At 44.3% G+C, this 18619-nt stretch carries 17 protein-coding genes; 8 read left to right on the plus strand and 9 right to left on the minus strand.

The window, feature by feature from the left end; all coding sequences use genetic code 11:
• Positions 1 to 94: 94 nt before the first annotated feature.
• Positions 95 to 1960: a fructose-specific PTS transporter subunit EIIC gene (locus Q5H80_RS20095; RefSeq protein ID WP_304569900.1), complete on the minus strand. Its 1866-nt coding sequence runs from the start codon at positions 1958 to 1960 to the stop codon at positions 95 to 97.
• Between the two features lie 243 nt (positions 1961 to 2203).
• On the opposite strand from Q5H80_RS20095, the gene Q5H80_RS20100 reads away from it, so the two are divergent.
• Together Q5H80_RS20100 and Q5H80_RS20105 are read left to right on the plus strand one after the other, a co-directional pair.
• Positions 2204 to 2506 (plus strand): PTS fructose transporter subunit IIB, encoded by a 303-nt coding sequence (locus Q5H80_RS20100; protein WP_009846233.1) that lies wholly within the window; start codon positions 2204 to 2206, stop codon positions 2504 to 2506.
• A 7-nt stretch (positions 2507 to 2513) separates the two neighbouring features.
• Entirely contained in the window at positions 2514 to 3287 is a 774-nt protein-coding gene (locus tag Q5H80_RS20105; protein WP_304570739.1) for a PTS sugar transporter subunit IIA, read from the plus strand.
• 27 nt (positions 3288 to 3314) lie between these two features.
• Here Q5H80_RS20105 and Q5H80_RS20110 read toward each other — a convergent pair whose 3' ends face one another.
• Positions 3315 to 4154, minus strand: a complete 840-nt coding sequence (locus tag Q5H80_RS20110; RefSeq protein ID WP_304569902.1) for a helix-turn-helix transcriptional regulator — start codon at positions 4152 to 4154, stop codon at positions 3315 to 3317.
• Between the two features lie 378 nt (positions 4155 to 4532).
• Here Q5H80_RS20110 and Q5H80_RS20115 point away from each other — a divergent pair, with 378 nt between their 5' ends.
• The 4 genes from Q5H80_RS20115 to Q5H80_RS20130 all read left to right on the plus strand — a co-directional run bounded on the left by Q5H80_RS20115 (position 4533) and on the right by Q5H80_RS20130 (position 9929).
• Entirely contained in the window at positions 4533 to 6452 is a 1920-nt protein-coding gene (locus tag Q5H80_RS20115; protein ID WP_304569903.1) for a fructose-specific PTS transporter subunit EIIC, read from the plus strand.
• A gap of 110 nt (positions 6453 to 6562) precedes the next feature.
• A complete protein-coding gene (manA, locus tag Q5H80_RS20120; RefSeq protein WP_304569904.1) occupies positions 6563 to 7780 on the plus strand; it encodes a mannose-6-phosphate isomerase, class I in 1218 nt (405 codons plus the stop codon).
• A gap of 264 nt (positions 7781 to 8044) precedes the next feature.
• Entirely contained in the window at positions 8045 to 8485 is a 441-nt protein-coding gene (locus Q5H80_RS20125; RefSeq protein WP_239718466.1) for a PTS sugar transporter subunit IIA, read from the plus strand.
• A 13-nt stretch (positions 8486 to 8498) separates the two neighbouring features.
• Positions 8499 to 9929 carry a fructose-specific PTS transporter subunit EIIC gene (locus Q5H80_RS20130; protein WP_304569905.1) on the plus strand — a complete coding sequence of 477 codons (1431 nt, stop codon included), beginning with the start codon at positions 8499 to 8501 and terminating at the stop codon, positions 9927 to 9929.
• A 139-nt stretch (positions 9930 to 10068) separates the two neighbouring features.
• On the opposite strand, the gene Q5H80_RS20135 is transcribed toward Q5H80_RS20130, so the two are convergent.
• Complete coding sequence (locus Q5H80_RS20135) at positions 10069 to 11694, minus strand: ABC transporter substrate-binding protein (protein ID WP_304569906.1); 1626 nt, start codon at positions 11692 to 11694, stop codon at positions 10069 to 10071.
• A 312-nt stretch (positions 11695 to 12006) separates the two neighbouring features.
• Here Q5H80_RS20135 and mpaA point away from each other — a divergent pair, with 312 nt between their 5' ends.
• Positions 12007 to 12717 carry a murein tripeptide amidase MpaA gene (gene mpaA, locus Q5H80_RS20140; RefSeq protein WP_304569907.1) on the plus strand — a complete coding sequence of 237 codons (711 nt, stop codon included), beginning with the start codon at positions 12007 to 12009 and terminating at the stop codon, positions 12715 to 12717.
• A 199-nt stretch (positions 12718 to 12916) separates the two neighbouring features.
• Here mpaA and Q5H80_RS20145 read toward each other — a convergent pair whose 3' ends face one another.
• The 6 genes from Q5H80_RS20145 to Q5H80_RS20170 form a co-directional block, all read right to left on the minus strand.
• Complete coding sequence (locus Q5H80_RS20145; protein WP_304569908.1) at positions 12917 to 13654, minus strand: hypothetical protein; 738 nt, start codon at positions 13652 to 13654, stop codon at positions 12917 to 12919.
• 155 nt (positions 13655 to 13809) lie between these two features.
• Positions 13810 to 14990, minus strand: a protein-coding gene (locus Q5H80_RS20150; RefSeq protein ID WP_304569489.1) for an IS3-like element ISVisp1 family transposase whose coding sequence is annotated in 2 segments (ribosomal slippage) — positions 13810 to 14705 and positions 14705 to 14990 — 1182 coding nt in all. Because the reading frame shifts where the segments join, the coding sequence is not laid out codon by codon here.
• Positions 14991 to 15061: 71 nt separating this feature from the next.
• On the minus strand, positions 15062 to 15592 hold the full coding sequence (locus Q5H80_RS20155; protein WP_304569909.1) for a hypothetical protein: 531 nt from the start codon (positions 15590 to 15592) through the stop codon (positions 15062 to 15064).
• A gap of 131 nt (positions 15593 to 15723) precedes the next feature.
• Positions 15724 to 16197, minus strand: coding sequence for a hypothetical protein (locus tag Q5H80_RS20160; protein WP_017634122.1), 474 nt, complete (start codon positions 16195 to 16197; stop codon positions 15724 to 15726).
• Positions 16198 to 16222: 25 nt separating this feature from the next.
• Complete coding sequence (locus Q5H80_RS20165) at positions 16223 to 16588, minus strand: hypothetical protein (RefSeq protein ID WP_304569910.1); 366 nt, start codon at positions 16586 to 16588, stop codon at positions 16223 to 16225.
• Positions 16589 to 16874: 286 nt separating this feature from the next.
• A complete protein-coding gene (locus Q5H80_RS20170) occupies positions 16875 to 17303 on the minus strand; it encodes a DUF5677 domain-containing protein (RefSeq protein ID WP_304569911.1) in 429 nt (142 codons plus the stop codon).
• A 92-nt stretch (positions 17304 to 17395) separates the two neighbouring features.
• On the opposite strand from Q5H80_RS20170, the gene Q5H80_RS20175 reads away from it, so the two are divergent.
• Entirely contained in the window at positions 17396 to 18421 is a 1026-nt protein-coding gene (locus Q5H80_RS20175) for an IS110-like element ISVisp6 family transposase (protein WP_304569912.1), read from the plus strand.
• Positions 18422 to 18619 lie beyond the last annotated feature (198 nt).

Consider the following 18619-nt stretch of genomic DNA (forward strand, 5'->3'; position numbering starts at 1 on the left):
AGATTAGTAAGCGATACAAAAAGACTCCACTGTTAGCGTAAAGGCTAGAGCGGAGTCTTTTTAGTTTGGAGCCGATTAACTTATAATTTAACGGTTACACCTTTCTCATGATCAACGCCTGAGCATTGAGCATCGCCTCTTTAGTGCTGACGTCTAAGGTTTTTACGTTCGCAAAGCGTTCGCTCTCTTTAATTGCCACATCATGAGCAAAAATCACCAACCTCGCCCGCTCAATGTCTTTCTGTGTAATGCGATTGCCGATTCCGTTGGCACCCTGCGTTTCGACTTTAATCCGAACCCCAAGATGATGAGCCGCCTTTTCCAAAGACTTAGCCGCAAGAAACGTATGAGCAACACCAGATGGACAAGAAGTGATCGCCAATACATCCGCTTGTCCTTCTTCCGTTATCGAGCCACCCGTAAACTGATTAGAATTTACTTCGCCTTCGACCACGTTCTTTTTCAGTAGTATCACGATCAGAGCCGTCGTCAGTGCTCCTGCTAATGTCCCGACGATATAGCCAATTTTGCCATCAACCACTGGCAATACGATCCAACCGCCCCATGGTGCATGGTTGATGACATGGAACATAAAGCCAACCACGTTACCGACAATGCCACCAGCAACAACAGCAGGCAGAACTCGCGCAGGGTCGGCGGCAGCAAAAGGAATCGCACCTTCACTGATGCCGATCATGCCCATGATACCGGCGGCTTTACCCGCTTCACGCTCGTCTCTTTTAAATTTCTTAGGTGATATGAAAGTGGCAAGAGCCATACCTAATGGTGGCGTACAAATGGCAATACCGACGCCGCCCATTAGCCAAGGTTGAGTGTTCACCTGCGTTTGAGCAAACAGCGTCGCCACTTTGTTGATTGGGCCGCCCATGTCAAAGGCTGTCATCGCCCCTAAAATACTGCCCAACACCACTTTTCCTGAGCCAGCCATGCCAGTCAGCATTTGGTTCATCTCAAGCATCACATACGCGATAGGAGAGCCAATCACCCACATCACAGCGCCACAGGTTACAAAAGTGCCGACTAATGGATAGATGAAGATCGAACTCAGCGATATCATACTGTCTGGCAGTTTGATTTTCTTAAGTAGATTCACCACAAAGCCAGCGAAGAATCCGACCACAATCGCACCAAGGAAGCCGGTATTGTACTGATTCACTGCGAGCCAAGAACCAATCATACCCGGTGCTAAGCCCGGTTTGTCGGCCATTGAATATGCAATGTAACCACCAAGTACGGCGGTAAACAGGGTTAGCCCCGCGATACCCATTTGTGCTATGTCAGCCAGAACACCGCTCTCAGGCACAGCGCCATGACCAGACATCATTACCGACAAAGACAAAAGCACTCCGCCCGCGACCACGAATGGGATCATGTGCGAAGTACCGTACAATAAGTGTTCTTTGAGACGATTAAGGGATTGTGCCCAAGGGCTTAATGGTTCGCTGTAAACTTCATGATGACTAGAAGCGTAGCTATCAAAAGATTCAGAATTCGCTTCGAGAAACAGCTCTTGAGCTTCCTCAACTGACTCTACCGCCTTTAATTTTGTAACAAAGCCATCTTCAATCAATCGAGTCGAGATCTGAGCCAGGACCTCAATATGATGATCATCGCTATTGTCTGGTGAGGCAAGCATAAAGAACACATCAGACAGTTCACCTCCGTCTGCGCCATAATCGATACCCGTTCGACTAATACCTACCGCGACAGCAGGTTTGGCAACGGCGGTGCTTTTTGCATGTGGAATCGCAATACCATCATCAAAGCCCGTATTGCCGATGGCTTCACGCTTCCAAATATCATCAAGGAATTCACTTTTATTGGAGAGCTTACCTGCGCGGTCGAGCAGTTCAACAAGCTCTTCAAATACCGCTTGTTTTGAATCTGCCTTTAAATCCAGACAGATAATCTCCGGCTCTATAATGTCAGTGATGTCCATGTGCTGCCTCGTCCGAGTACCAATTTAAGTAAATGAGATAAAGAGGTTAATAATATGAAAAGACTAACGAGGCAAGGCCGCTCGATATATAGGACGAAAGGTGCATTAACTGGATAATTGTAACCAAGAAGCAAGAGTGTGACGTTCACCTTTGAATTAAAAACGGGAATCCATAAACTTCCTAGATTCAGATAGTCCCATCGATCCAAGTAAACTGTCGATCTAAGCACAACGAGAATAATAATGAGAATTGTAGCGGTAACTGCGTGCCCTACAGGCATTGCGCACACCTATATGGCAGCTGATGCACTAAATAAAACGGCCCCAAAATTCAACGTTTCAATCAAGGTTGAGACTCAAGGCGCTATGGGTATTGAAAACTTACTGACAGGCCAGGATATAACCCTCGCAGACAAAGTGTTGATCGTCTCTGATATCGACATCGAACAACCAAGCCGATTTGACCCAGCGAAAACCGTCTTCATTCCAATGGAAGAGGTGTTATTGAGTGTCGATAAAGTTTTTATCAAGCATTGTCGAACTTAAACCTTTCATGAACGAATATCAGATCACCTTCTTCGTTGACGATCCTGCCGCGAACTCACACGTCGCGCAGCCGCTGACTCGCTTAGCGAAGAAATTCAAAAGCAACATCCGCATTATCAACATCACTCAAAACCGAATCGCCGATCTCTCCAAATCTGTCGCGATGTTACAAGTGGGTTTACTTCGTGGTGATTTGTGCCAGATAGCCGCAGTAGGGATTGATGCTGAACTCGCATGTTTTGTAATAAAAGACGTGATTGCTGAGCATTACGACATGGTTGGTTCGCAAGTGAACCATGAGTTCTCTAACGATTTAATCCAGCGTATGCCGCAGATATGCCCGCCTTGTGACATCAAATGGCACCACGCTAAGGCGCAAACTCAACTGACAAAATTTGAGTGCTTGAAAGGACTCGCTCACCTCGTTTATCCAGAAGATCCAGATGAACTGATTTTGGCTTTCATTAAGCGAGAAGAACGCTCTTCAACCTGCGTGTCACCAGGTATCGCATTGCCTCATGTGATGTTTGAATCTACTCAAGATCTCTCCATTGCGGTCATCGTCAGTGACAACCCGATTGACTGGGCATCTCCAATTGGCCAAGTACACGTTGCTATCGCTTTAGTACTGCCAACCAAGCCGCAACGTGAACACATTGTGGCGGCTACCAATTTAACGCGAAACCTGCTCCACGATCAGGTCAATGAACGTCTGCAAAAAACCAGAAGCAGTGTCGACTTACAAGCCGTGTTGATGTATATCTCATCTCGCCTGCTTTAAGGCTACTCACTCAAAAATACGGCTTAACTAAATAGAGCCTCGATATTCGGTCGGCGTTCTTCCGGTGCGATTCTTGAACACTCGACAGAAATAGTTCACATCCTTAAAACCACAACGCACAGCCACCTCATTGAGCTTGAAGTTGTACTTCTTGAGCATGAACTTGGCACGGTCGACCCGAACACGGGTAATATACTCAGCCAGCGTCATGTGGCCTTGTTGACGGAACATTCGCGACAAGTGGTTCGATGAAATGCTAAAGCGCGAGGCAATACTATCTCGGGTGATTTGGCGGTGGAAGTTCTCTTGAATGTAGATACAAATCCCCTGATACACATCCTGTACTCGACTGTGAGATTTTTCTACGGGCGCTTCCAACATGGTTTTACTGTATTGCAGTAGAGCTTGCAGCAATAACTCATCCATCGGCTGCTTGTTACTCTCTCTCGCTAACGAGCTGAGCGCCTCCAAAATATTATCAATCGCAAACCCAGAACGAGTCTGAATACTGTGCTTTTGGATATCGTAAAAGCTCTCCTCGCCTTTGCGCTTACTCACCAAGCTTAAACCAAGCTGGCGACGCCCAAACAACATGCTCAACACCGAGCAGTCAGTATCCCAGTTAGGTTTATTCCAACAGTTGGGTGGGATGAAAATCGCGTCTCCGGCTTTGGCGATAACGCTGGTTATTTTGCGATCATGACTCTCCATTTCATTAACGTACTCCCCGTCTAGCACCAACTCTAAACGGGGAAAGTTCACCTGATAACTGCATGCTGAAGGCGTGTGAAAATCTCCAGCAAACCAGATGTTATGAAACGGTTCTCGCTCATTTAATACAGAGGAGATTAAGTCATGAAATATCATTATTCGAACTCTAGTGGGCAGCAATAAGGCTACGGAAATAGATATACCCCTTAGTGAAACATAGCGCTATTGAGCAAAATCACAATTTGAGATCTAGGTTACAAAAATCTAGTCACGGAAATAAATCTCCAGTAACGAAACTGACATAGCACGTCCCTTCCCTGATAAACAAACACGCTACAGCCCTTATAAATAAAAGCCTCAGTACATCTTTAAGTCTGTCAACACCATCCTAAAAACGACCACACGACCGATCAAAATCACACTCCATTTATAACGCAACAATCATCCAGTAAATGCATCTTTTCTTCACTACAGAAGGCAAGCCGTAGATTCCAGAATACCCCTAACAAAATAAAAACAGAGTAGGGGTTCATTATGATCACAACATTGATCAATCAAAATTTGATTAAGCTTTCGCTTAGCGCTAATTCAAAAGAAGAAGTATTTAAAGAGCTGATAGACGTACTTTACGCACAAGGCAGAATCTCAGACAAAACACAGTTTCTTGCCGATATCAAAGCTCGTGAAGAACAAGGTAATACCGGATTTGAAGAAGGCATTGCCCTACCACATGCGAAAAGTGCAGCGGTCATCAAACCCGCGGTTGTTATCGGTGTCCATCAACAGGGTATCGAGTACGGCGCAGATGACGGCCAGCCATCAAAACTGTTCTTCATGATTGCGTCTCCAGATGGCGGCGATGATCACCACATCGAAGTATTGGCAGAGCTTTCTTCAAAACTGATTGAAGAAGGCTTTATCGAAAGCTTCATGAATGCTGACTCTGAACAAGAAGCATTGGAGCTACTACTTCAGAAGCCTGAGCCATCAGCAACTGAAACCAACGAAACTGAAACCAACATAGAAAAACAAGGTTTCATCATTGGTGTCACTGGCTGCCCAGCTGGCGTTGCACACACTTATTTAGCAGCTGAAGCGCTAGAGAAAGGCGCGGCGGCTCTTGGCTACGACATCAAGGTAGAGACCAACGGTTCTATCGGGGTTAAAAACAGCCCAACTCAAGAAGAAATCGAACGCGCAGACGCTATCGTTGTTGCTTGTGACAAACAAGTCGACATGGCTCGCTTTGCTGGAAAGCGCGTGATCAAAACCAACGTAAAAGCGCCAATCAAAGACGCGCAAGGCTTGATCCAACAAGCACTCAACGCACCGAGCTACCAAGCCGAGCAATCGACAACCAATCAATCTGTCGCAGAGAAAGCATCACAAGCACGTTCAGACCTTTACCGTTACTTGATGAATGGCGTATCACACATGATTCCATTCGTGGTGACGGGCGGCCTTTTGATTGCCCTTGCACTGGCGATTGGCGGCGAGCCAAGTGAATCAGGCATGGCGATTCCTGCTGGTAGCATGTGGAACCAAATTCTAGAAGTGGGTGTGGTTGCCTTCACATTGATGATCCCAATCTTGGCTGGCTACATTGCTTACGCGATTGCTGACCGCCCTGCCCTAACTCCAGGTTTGATTGGCGGTTGGATTGCTAACAACGGCTCTTTCTACGGCGCTGACGCAGGTACAGGCTTCATTGGCGCAATCATCGCCGGCCTATTGGTGGGTTACTTCGTTAAATGGATTACGTCGTTCAACTACCACAAGTTCGTTCAACCGCTAGTGCCTATCATGATCGCTCCGATCACAGGTTCTCTATTCATCGCGGGTCTATTCATCTTCGTCATTGGCGCGCCTATCGCGGGGCTTATGGATGCGCTTACTGCCCTACTTACTAGCATGAGCACAGGCAACGTGGTGCTACTTGGTATCGTATTGGGTGGCATGGCTGGTTTCGATATGGGTGGCCCATTCAACAAGGTGGCGTTCCTATTCTCGGTTGGCATGATTGCCAGCGGTCAAACTCAGTTCATGGGCGCAATGGCGTGTGCTATCCCTGTCGCTCCACTAGGCATGGCTATCGCAACTAGGCTTGGCCGTAAGTTCAACCTATTCGAATCTTCTGAAATCGAAGCGGGGAAAGCAGCAGGTGCGATGGGCTTGGTGGGTATCTCTGAAGGTGCGATTCCTTTCGCGGCTCAAGACCCAATGTCGGTTATCCCTGCCAACGTACTTGGTTCAATGACTGCAGCGGTTATGGCGTTCTCATTCGGCATCACCAACAGCGTTGCTCACGGTGGTCCAGTGGTCGCTCTACTTGGCGCAATGAACTACCCAATGCTCGCACTTCTTTGCATGGCATCAGGTGCAGGTGTGACTGCGGTTACTTGTATCGCGCTTAAAAATCTACGCAAAGCCAAACTAACGACAGCTGCGGCTTAAGCCATTTCAACTCCAATGGCTTGAGCCCTTCGACCCTACTGTTTTTAGTAGCTAATAGTTTTTTAGGAACGAATAGAGCTCAAGCCATGTTTCCCTTCATGGTGATTTCGATGTTTGATTTTTCTTTGACGAACGACTCGTTCGTACAACGCTTTTTCTACCCTATGACCAACGTCATTCAAAACTACGCATGGGGTAGCCCTTCTTCATTCAGCCAACTGTTTGGTATTGATAACCAGTCTGGTGAGCCACAAGCGGAGATATGGATGGGCGCTCACCCGAATGGTTGCTCAATGGTGACCGACAATGGTCAGCAAACCACGTTGTCGAACTTGATTTCTAAGAATCTAAACCTATTTCTAAGCGAGAAAGTCGCGAGTCGTTTTGGCGAGCTACCATACCTTTTTAAGGTGTTAGCGGCGGAGAAAGCACTCTCTGTTCAGGTACATCCGAACAAACAACAAGCAGAATCTGGCTATGCTCTAGAAGAGCAGCTAGGCATTCCAATGACCGCGGGCAACCGTAATTACAAGGATGCCAATCACAAGCCAGAACTGGTGTATGCCCTAACCGACTACACGGCGATGAATGGCTTTAGATCAATCAGCGAGATCCTTGAGCACTTCCACTACCTCGATATTCCAGAGTTACATTCGATGGTTAACGATCTCGCGGGCGATCAAACTCCCAATGGCTTAGCTTGCTTTTTTGCGAGCTTGTTGTCTTTGGAAGGTGAACAAAAAGGCATGGCGCTTACCATGTTGATCATGAAGGCCAAGCTTTCAGGTACACCTGTGTTCCAATTGATTTCAGAACTGGAAGATCAATACCCAGGTGATGTAGGCCTGTTTGCCCCGCTGCTATTGAATGTGATAACCCTAAAGCCAGGGCAAGCCATGTATCTGGATGCCGAAACACCTCACGCTTACATCAAGGGGACAGGCTTAGAAATCATGGCGAACTCCGATAATGTGTTGCGCGCAGGATTGACGCCTAAATACATGGACGTGAATGAGCTGGTCTCTTGTACTCAATTCAATGAAAAGCCTGCGGATAAATTACTGCTAAGCCCGATAGAGCAAGGTGATGTGATGGAATACCAAATTCCAGTCGAGGATTTTAAGTTCTCTATCGTGCAGAATTCTCATCAGAGAAAAATCACCACCGAAGGTGCCGAGATCCTACTGCCACTCGACGAATCCATGGTGCTTACTCACAAGTGCGGCGAAACCTGTGTGATAGAGAAAGGCCAATCGGTGTTCATTCCCGCTTACGCTGAGAGTTACAAACTGGACTGCGTTGGACGCGTAGCGCGTGCTTACAGCTAGCTCTACAAAGTAAATACAAACACTGATCATGCCCTGCTTTGCGGGGCATTTTTGTTCCTAGTGCTTTTTTGTTCCTACAGAAAGTTATTTCAGCACCGAACTACAGCATCAAATATGACCCATCTCACACTGCATTAATGATGCAAATCACACTTAATTTTGCTGGATACAAATGTACAGTGAAGGGCTTTTATTTGCTATTTCGCGAATCGGGTTAATCCATTAATTTTAATTCAAGAACTTCAATCGTGAATGAGTTAATAAATGATCACACAGCTAACTAACGTCAACTTAATTAATAACAACCTTCAAGCGAATAATAAAAAAGAACTGTTTGAAGAATTGGCAGGCATGTTATTTGAGAACAACCGAATCAGCAATAAAGAAGCCTTCTTGGCAGACATCGAAATTCGTGAATCTCAAAGCATTACCTCGATGGACGGCATCGCTTATCCACACTCGAAAAGTAAGTCAGTAACAGAGCCAGCAATCGCTGTCGGAGTTAAGCGTGAAGGTATCGAGTATGGCGATGAAGACGGCATTAATCCAACCGTGTTTTTTATGATTGCCTCACCAGATAACGGTGCAGACCATCATATTTATGTACTACAAGAACTATTTGGAAAATTCAGTGATGAATTTATCCAAAATATCCATAACGCAAAAGATGAACATCAAATCCTTAATATTTTAATTAATTCATAAGGCGTAGACAATTATGAGCACCCTAGCAAACCAAGCTACGAATACCAGTAGCAATTCTAACAAAACAAATAAGAATAGTAGCAGCGACTATAAAAAGATCCTTAGCACCATGAAAGGCCACCTGCTTTTTGGTACATCACACATGCTACCTTTCATTGTAGCCGGTGGTGTTCTGTTGGCTTTAGCGGTAATGGCATCAGGTAAAGGTGCAGTTCCAGCAGACGGCTTGCTGGCAGACATCTCTAATATCGGCATCAAAGGCCTTGTTCTTTTCCCAATCATTCTTGGCGGCTTTATTGGTTACTCAATTGCAGATAAACCAGCACTAGCACCTGCGATGATATCTTCTGGCATCATGGCAGACATGGGCGGCGGCTTCCTTGGTTGTATCGTGGCTGGCTTTATTGCAGGTGGTGTGGTGCTTCAACTCAAGAAGATCCCACTTTCTACCAACATGACAGCGTTAGGTGCGTACTTCATCTACCCGCTTCTAGGCACATTAATCTCTGCAGGTATCGTACTGTGGGGCATTGGTGAACCAATCAAGCTGTTCATGTCTTCAATGAACGAGTTCCTAGCGTCAATGGCTGGCGCGTCTAAGATGGTTCTAGGCACAATCCTTGGTGGTATGACGGCGTTTGATATGGGCGGCCCTATCAACAAAGTAGCAACCCTATTTGCTCAAACTCAAGTAGACACACAACCATGGCTAATGGGCGGCGTAGGCATTGCGATTTGTACACCACCTCTAGGCATGGCACTGGCGACGTTCCTATTCAAAAACAAGTTCTCTAAACAAGAACAAGAAGCAGGTAAAGCGGCTGCAATCATGGGTTCTATCGGTATCTCTGAAGGCGCTATCCCGTTCGCAGCGAACGACCCAATGCGCGTACTTCCTTCAATTGTTGCTGGTGGTATCGTTGGCTGTGTGTTCGGCTTCATGACAGACGTTCTACTGCACGCACCATGGGGCGGCCTAATCACTGCGCCAGTATCAAGCAACATTCCAATGTACATAGTCGGTATTGCACTTGGCTCACTAACCACAGCCGTTATCGTTGGCTTCTGGAAACCTGTCGCGGTTGAAACCGAAGAAGACATGGTTGAAGCGCCAGTACAAGCTCAAACAACTCCTGTAGCAGGCGAAGGCGAGTACGACATCGTAGCCGTAACATGTTGCCCTTCTGGTGTTGCACACACCTTCATGGCGGCTAAAGCACTGGAAAAAGCAGGCTTAGCAGCAGGCCTTAAGATTAAGGTAGAAACACAAGGTCAAAATGGTATCCAAAACCGCATCACCGACCTAGATGTAGCGAACGCGAAGCTGGTTATCTTGGCTCACGATATTCAAGTGAAAGACGCTCACCGCTTTGCCAATGCGAACGTGATTGAGTGCTCAACCAAGGAAGCAATGAAGAAAGCTGCGACTATGGTGGCGATCTAAAACTAAAGGCTATCTAAATAAAGAATCAATAAATTAGTGAATGCTCACTATTGATAAAGTAACTCCCCCTAGAAACTAAAACCCCCATTCGCCTTGTCAGCGAATGGGGATTTTATATTTATATAATGTTCAAAGATTTTTACTGCTTGATATAAAGATCCTTAGAATAGATACGGCCTTCTACGTTGTTCTTCGCAAAGCCACCGACACTTGGTCTCACTAAGCGTGCTTGCATGTAGTAGTAGATTGGCGCGATGGGCATATCTTCAGCCAATAACTGCTCTGCTTGGTCATAGAAACCTTGGCGATCTTGTTCACTAGTTGCAGCTAATGCGTTATCCATTGCTAAATCGTATTTTTCATTATTGTAACGAGCAAAGTTACCTGAAGACTCCGATCGCAGTAAGCTTAAGAAGGTCGACGCTTCATTGTAGTCGCCACACCAAGACGCTCGCATCACATCAAAATCACCTTGTCGACGTGATACTAAATAAGACTTCCACTCTTGGTTCTCTAACTCAACTTGCGCGCCTAAGTTACTTTTCAGCATGGATGCAATCGCCACCGCAATCGACTTGTTCGACTCACTGGTGTTGTAGAGCAGTTTAAAATCCAATGGGTTAGACGTATCGTACCCGGCTTCTTTCAACAGCTCTTTCGCCTTTTGGTCACGTTCCCTTTGAATCCATGTACTGTACTCAGGTTGAGTGGCATCAAAACCTGCCGTGTATTCATGAGCAAAGGTATAAGCCGGTAAGTTACCTACTTGAGTCACTCCATTAGTAATCACATTACGCATCATGGAATAAGACACCGCTTTACGCACTCGCGCATCATCAAACGGAGGGCGTGTGGTATTGAACGCGTAATAGTAAGTACACAATAAAGGCACCGCGGTATACGCGTCTTGATATTTCATTTTTAACTGCTGCGCCATGTGTGTCGGCACATCAGACGTAATATCGACCTCGCCCACTGCATAGCGATTAATAGACGCATTCTGGTTCTCAAACGGAATGTAAGTCACTTGGGTTAAGTGCGTATCTGAACTGTCCCAATAGTTAGGGTTCTTCTTCAGTTCAATACGCTCGTTAACCACCCACTCGCCTAAAACAAACGCGCCATTGCCAACAAACTGCTTCGGATCGCTCCACGGCTTATCGCTGTTTTCTAGCGTTGCCTTGTGAACGGGCATCATAGCTGTGTGACCTGTCATCGCGACAAAGTATGGCACTTTGCTATCGAGTTCGAATTTCACCGTGTGCTTATCAACAGCCGAGATACCGAGATCTTCAACAGGCTTCTTACCTTCTGCCACATCAGCGATATTTTTGATTTGAGTTAGCTTGAGATACCACACATTTGGCGAAGCGAGTTTCGGGTCGACCGCGCGTCTTATTGCATACACGAAATCATCGGCCGTCACCGGATCGCCATTCGACCATTGCGCATCTTTACGCAGGTGAAATACAAACGTCTGGTTGTCTTCGGTTTCCCAAGATTCCGCGACACCCGGGGTTATATTGCCATCGCGATCTTGGATCACTAAGCCCTCAAACAGATCGCGTAGTATGTGCATTTCAGGCAAGCCTTCTGCCTTTGCCGGATCAAGCGTCGCTGCTTCTGCATCATTAGCACGCACCAAATGTTGGTCTTTTGCCAGTGAAACACCAGCAGGTAAGGTTTCAGCAACGGCAGTCACTGAGATAAAAGGGGTCAATAAAGATGAAATGAGTAAAGCCGTTGAATGTTTCTTAAAATCCATGTTTTTTTGCTCTCCTAGCCTATCTTTGAAGCAAAGTAATATAATTAACAATGCGACGGTTGACGTGTTTTGACGCTATGGTTTATTTAATAGAGGTCATCTAAATAGTAGTTATACCAATCACAGTAAGTAAGTGTTCAAAAATAGCGCAGGAAAAGAGCTTGAGAACAAGGCGGATTTTTTCGATAAGTAGTTATTCTACAATCAAAAAATCTAACGACGTTATCGAGATTTTTAACAAGCTAGGGTGAACAGTTATTTACTACGATTGGTATTACTATTTGATAGTACTTGATCAATCAGGAGATTAAGGTGAGTTTAATTCCAAGAACGGAAAGAGCTGCGTTTTCGATAAAGCCGCTGTCATATGGAAAATCGGTGTTGGGTGCACCCTTGCTCTATTTCCCCGCGCAAATCGAAAGCGAATCTCGCGGGCTGATCTTAGCAGGCACACACGGTGATGAAACCGCTTCTATCGCAGGTTTGTCTTGCGCGCTAAGAAGCTTACCTGCCGCTAACTTACGACACGATGTGATCCTGTCGATGAACCCTGACGGCAATCAACTAGGCACTCGCGCCAACGCAAACCAAGTCGATCTAAACCGCGCTTTCCCTACGCAAAACTGGACAGAAAACGGCACCGTCTATCGCTGGAGCTCTCACACACCCGTCAGAGATGTAAAAGTGAAGACTGGCCAAACCGATCAGCTTGAACCTGAAGTGCAGTCACTCATCAACCTCATTGAACAGCGCCAACCTAAATTCGTCATCTCTTTTCACGAACCACTCGCCATGGTCGACGACCCAACTCAATCAGAACTCGCCTCTTGGTTAGGCAAGCAGTTCAACCTACCGCTCGTCGAAGACGTCGATTACGAAACCCCGGGCTCATTCGGCAATTGGTGCCAAGAAAGAAGCCTACCGTGTATTACCGTAGAACTGCCCCCCGTTTCTGCGGATCTGACTATTGAACAATATTTGGATGCGTTTGTGGCGGTGTTGGGGTGTGAGGAGATTGGTTAGACAAGCACGTTTTTGGACAAAAGTGAGTCAGTTGCATTACTAAATTAGTATTTGACGGATAACCTGAGGTATTGCAAATCCTCTTATCGATTGGCCAAAGCAACTCATCCACTACAACGCAGACCACCAACCTTAAAGCATTGTGCCGTAAATACTAAATTCAAAGCAAACCAAAAATGCCAAGCGTTGGGAACCTGTCTTAAACGCTTTGTATACGTTCTTCCATTGAGTATGCTTGTGTTACAAACTCACCACTATTGTCGATAATGGCGAGGTATAGTTTGGTAATCATTTTCTGAACATCAAACTGATTGTCCACAACTTCAAGTTCTAAACCTAATTTAGTTGAATAACTTTCTAGCACCCCTTTACGTATGACACCCTCGGTTGATTCAGAAAATTTTACTGTCCGCCCCTCGATAGACAAGCACTTACGTTGAGAACCATTATAAAAATGAGCCATAAAGGAAGCATAGTCTTTAGAAAATTGCATTTGGTCATTCGTAATGTCATATGCCATCAGCTCAATAGTTTGGATACTCTCAGAACTAATTGAACTAAAGTACCTCATGTTCACACTTTGAAGTTCAGTGATAGCATTTGCAAATGCTATAGAGGTATCTTTACAACCATCGTGAAATGTAAAGCTAGTCAGCGCTGTATGGCTTTTTAACATTCGATCAATAGCATCTGTGTGCAATTCAGTTAAGCGTTCCTTTTTGTGTTGAACTTTCCATTGAGTCAATACATGGTAAGCAACTGCAAACGAAAGCCCGGCAAAAACAAAACCACCAAAACTCAATGATAGGGACAACAAGTCGAAGAACGTCTTTGTTGGTATAGCTTCTGTTTCAATAACAACACTATTTACACCAAACCATGCACCAATCACTATTCCGAGACAGAACAATAACATGCTAATAATTTTGAACTTCATAGTTTCCTTTTTTGCATGAGCATATAACGCCCGCTTAAGGGGTGCCAACTTCAAACCCCAAACTTTACCTTTACCACCTTAATCACAAAAGCCAAACCGAAAATGCCTAGCGTTGGCAATGATCTTCACCCGATAAAATGGACACCCTCCTATCTTTAACCCGTCGCTACTTCATATTCATGCGGGGTTCGATATCCAAGACTTGAGTGCAGTCTATAACGGTTATAAAAATGCTGGATATAACCGGCAAGTTTATCTCTAAGCTGCTTCTCACTTTTAAAACTATTTTTCCTAATTATGTCGCCTTTGAGCGTATGAAAGAACGATTCCACTTCCGCATTATCAGTACAATGACCTGGACGATTCATGCTTGGGACAATTCCATTTTTTGATAATAAAGCTTGAACTTCATGTGCTCGATATTCAGAGCCTCTGTCGGTATGAAATAATAATCGCTCTTGTGGCTTTCGATTTCTAATGGCCATTCTCAACGAACTCATCGTTAGCTGTGTACTCTTCTTACTACCAAGCGACCAACCGACGATTTTACGCGAGTAAAGATCGATAACGACCGCTAGATACATCCAACGTTTACCTTGCTTTATATACGTTAGATCTCCAGACCATTGTTGATTAACTGCCGTTGGTTTTGGTGTGTCTTTTTTAATATTCTTAATCGATTGATAAAACCGATGTAGCTTGGCCATCTTTAGGTAAATCCGATAACTTCGCGCTCTTAGGCCTTGCTCTCTCATGATCCGAGCCACACGCTTGCGGCTAACCAAAACTCCTTGGCGCCTAAGCTCTGCATGAACCCTTGGACTACCGTAGGTCTCTCGACTCTGAGAAAACACTTTAATTATTCGCTTCTTCAAAGCCTGCTCTTCTTGAGCATAGCGACTTGGCTCTCTGCCAAGCCATGCGTAGTAACCCGACTTAGAAACAGATAGAAAACGGCACATCAATACTATGGAATAACGTGTTTTGTAATGGGCTATGAATCGGAATTTTGTCGATTTTCTTGGGCAACGAATCGTTGCCACTTTTTTAGCAAGTCATTCTCGAGCTTAAGTTGTTCATTCTGACGTTCAAGCTCTGCAATTCGACTCGACTCCGTTTTCTGACTCGGGATCTTGGTCCTTTTCTTACGTTTGTCTTCCATAATAACCCCTTCTCGATAGTCCTTTCGCCATTTTGAAAGCATATAAGGGTGGATATCTAATGATAGAGCCACGCTTTTAACTGTAGCTCCTTCTCGTAGCGAAAGTCGGACGGCAGTTACCTTAAATTCCGTAAGATATTGTTGAGTTTTTTTACCTGATTTATAAGCTGGCATGATCACCTCCAATTACAATTGAAGGTGTCCACTAGATCGGGTCAACTACACAATCTCACTTGAAGCATTTGTTATGTGTTGGGTAGCTTGATAGAGAATTCACTTTCATTTTGTACCAATTCTAACATCATTCTCTTCTCATGAACCACGCTAAGAAAAACATCAATCACGCCTACAAGCTGCATATAAAACAATTCCTCTTTACTTTCTCTGTCGGAAGCAAAGAAGAACCCTTCGCAAACATGATTATCAGGAACAAACGGTGAAAAATGATTGCTATGTACAAATTGATTACATAAAGCCTCCAAACTAAGTTGCTTTGAGCCGCCAGAGAAAAGCTGGTAGTCATTTATGAACTTACTTTGTTTAGACTTTTCTGCTTTGGGGTACGTCGTGATTTTCCAGTTAAGGCTTGTGACATTATTTGGAAGTAAACCGCTTTCTTTCAATTTACGGATAGCGTAAAAGCCGAGAAAAATAGATTTTTCGACCGAAAATTCAAGCTCGTCATTCCAATCATTACTTCGGTAAAGCTTTTCAAGAGATGTAGCTGATTGCTCTAGCTCAGCTAACCAATACCTTTTCAATCGACTGTCAATCATAAAACCTCTTAAACACATAACGCCCAATTAAGGTGTGAAGCACGCGACCACGACACTTAATTTGACCACCGTAAACACTAAACTAAACCCAAACCCAAAATGCCAAGCGTGCTGAATCACTCTTAAATTTGTTAGGGCGCTGACTCAAAGGTTACGCTAACTTTTAGTAACTTCGATAGTTCACGTAAAAGCTTATTGTTTTCTGATGCAAGATCTCGTGCTTGCCCTGTAAAACTTGAGCTTTTATAGAACTCTTGCGCTAGAGGGTTCATATTATGTGACACAACATTTAAGCTATGGCATACACTCAACAAGTCTTTCTTTGATGGCAGCTTATAAATACACTTCAGTATTGGATAACCCATTATTAACTCAGACTCTGCAAGCAACAGTGCTGACTGCTTTGAAATTGCACTCGAAATTTCTTCTGAAGCTGAAGCATTTGAAATTTTGGGCATATTTTCAAGAATAATGATACTCGTCAGCACAATTTGCTTTTTAAATTCTTTAGCTGGTTCAATAGCTAACTTTAAGATCAAATTTTGGAGTACGAAAATCAGTACGCCGGACATAACCGCAGAAAAAAACGCTAAACCAAAATCCACTTTAAATCCTCTAGTTATACAAATTTTAGTATGCGATATTGTCTTTTCTTAATTCTCGAATCGCAGACCACATCGTATACACATACATCATGCGCACTAAGAGTAAGATGATAGCCCCGATACACCCTGATATAACCAATATATCTATTTTCTGCACGGCTCCACCATTGGATACATTGCTATAAATAGCAAAACAGAATAGACATGATGTTAATACATACTTCCACAGCACGCGCATTAATTCAGTGATGTCGTATTTAGAAGAGTCTTCATAATTCGACGAAGAATTCTGAACATCTTTCTTCCGGCTAAACAAAGTCACTAATGTGTATACAATGCCAACCCAAGACGCCACAATCACGGATATGCTTTCTATATCTTGAAGTGTCATTCTTCCTCCATTTGTATAACGCCCGCTTAAGCGGACAAAAGTTGTTGGTTATAATGTGGAGCGAAGCGAAACCTAACCAACTGTTTTTATTTCGTTTAAAGCGCTTGTTATAAGCCCTTTACGCATTCCATTGTGTCTTTAAAGTCACTGTGATTATCAACAATTGTAGAGAAAGCTTTAAAAGCATTTTCATCAGCGGACATCTCTGCGATTTGGCCAAAAGACAAAATTGCATAAGTGTTAGCAAAGCTAAGCATTTGATCAATAACCTCTGCGTCAAAGTTACTTACAATTTGATCATCTTTAACTCTTCTCGAAAGTGCGCAGTGCCTGAATGAGTAAAGCTATTTAGATTAGGCCAATAAAGCTCTTTAGCTTTCTTAAGACCATTCTGGTTTTTAGCCTCTATTGCATTTACTAACTTATAGAAATCTTTATTGAAGCAATCATTTCTTAATTTTTCAAAATCTGACTCGGTCGCAAAATCTGCAAACCAAAGTCCTTTTACATAGGCCTCAAAAATACAACGAATTAAGCTCGAAGCTGAACTATATAAACTGTTTTCACATAAAACAATTATGCTTCGGTGGTGTTCTAAAACTAATGAATAGAACAAACCAGGAAACAAGAATTCATCACCAGCAGGTGTTGATAATCCCTCTAATGATTTATTGATTTCTTTCGACAATTGAAGAGATTTTTCTACGGTACTCAAATTAAACTCCATGGGCTTATAACGAATGACATGGATTCCCCCTACCGAGGATCTGCCACACTTATGTGGTACTTAAATGCATCGGAGGCATCATGTCTGATTATTCTTATTTCTGCGGCATCGACCTAGCTAAAAACCACTTTAGTCTTTATGCCGTAGACCAAAATGGTAAAGTCTTACTTCATAAGTCAGTAACCCGATCTAAACTACTGACTACAATAGCAAATATGCCACTCATGCGTATAGGCGTTGAAGCGTGTGGTGGTGCACATTATTGGGCAAGAACACTCAATAAACTGGGACATGACGCCCGTATCATGGCCGTTAAATACGTAATCCCTTATCGAACTAAGGGAAAGAACGACCTTAATGATGCTGTTGCCATATGCGAAGCTGTTCAGCGTCCATCAACTCGCTTTGTACCCGTAAAATCCCCCGAGCAACAAGCCATCTTATCGGTACATAGAATGAGAGAGCATTGGGTTCGTGAGCGCACTGCGCTTATGAATCGCATGCGCGCCCTACTCTCTGAGTTCGGGTTGATCATTCCCGTTGGTCGCTCTTCATTGATGAAACAGGTTCCCTTAATGCTCGAAGACGCAGAAAATGAACTGCCACACCTCGCAAGAACGGTGATAGCCGATGCTTATCACCACCTTGGAGAATTGAATCAACGTATCGCCGATACTGAACAAGTCTTCGACTCTTTTGCTAAGGTCAGCACTAATGTTCAACGAGTGATGAAAGTTCGGGGCATTGGACCACAAACCGCTACTGCGATACTTGCTTCTGTAGGTAACGGCTCTCAATTTGATAAAAGCCGTGATTTCTCTGCTTGGCTAGGACTCGTACCAAAACAATATTCGACGGGAGGAAAGCCACGCTTAGGTCGGATAACCAAACATGGCGATAAATACTTACGAACACTATTAGTTCATGGCGCAAGGACCGTAATTGCCAACCTTGGCGACAAGCAAGATAAGTTAAGTCAGTGGTGTCGAGGCGTTCTAGAGCGAAGAGGTATGAACCGGGCGATAGTGGCACTTGCCGCGAAGAACGCACGAATTATATGGTCGCTTTTACACAATCAAACAGAATACGAAAACTATGCTGCTTAAGTAAAAAACTAAGCAGCATAAAGAGTTAAACCCACCGGATCATTGCAGACGCTAATGATGGAGATAGGTTAAGACCACTTGCGGAGAGCCTGTTAATGCGGCGGACACACTAGATGTCATCTAACGAATAAGGCACCGCAGTCGCGCAAGTCATCAGGGCCACGACGTATGCGAATCGTCGACAAGTAGGCCGAATGT

Origin of the sequence: Vibrio sp. SNU_ST1 (assembly GCF_030563405.1) — a bacterium.
GTDB lineage: Bacteria > Pseudomonadota > Gammaproteobacteria > Enterobacterales > Vibrionaceae > Vibrio.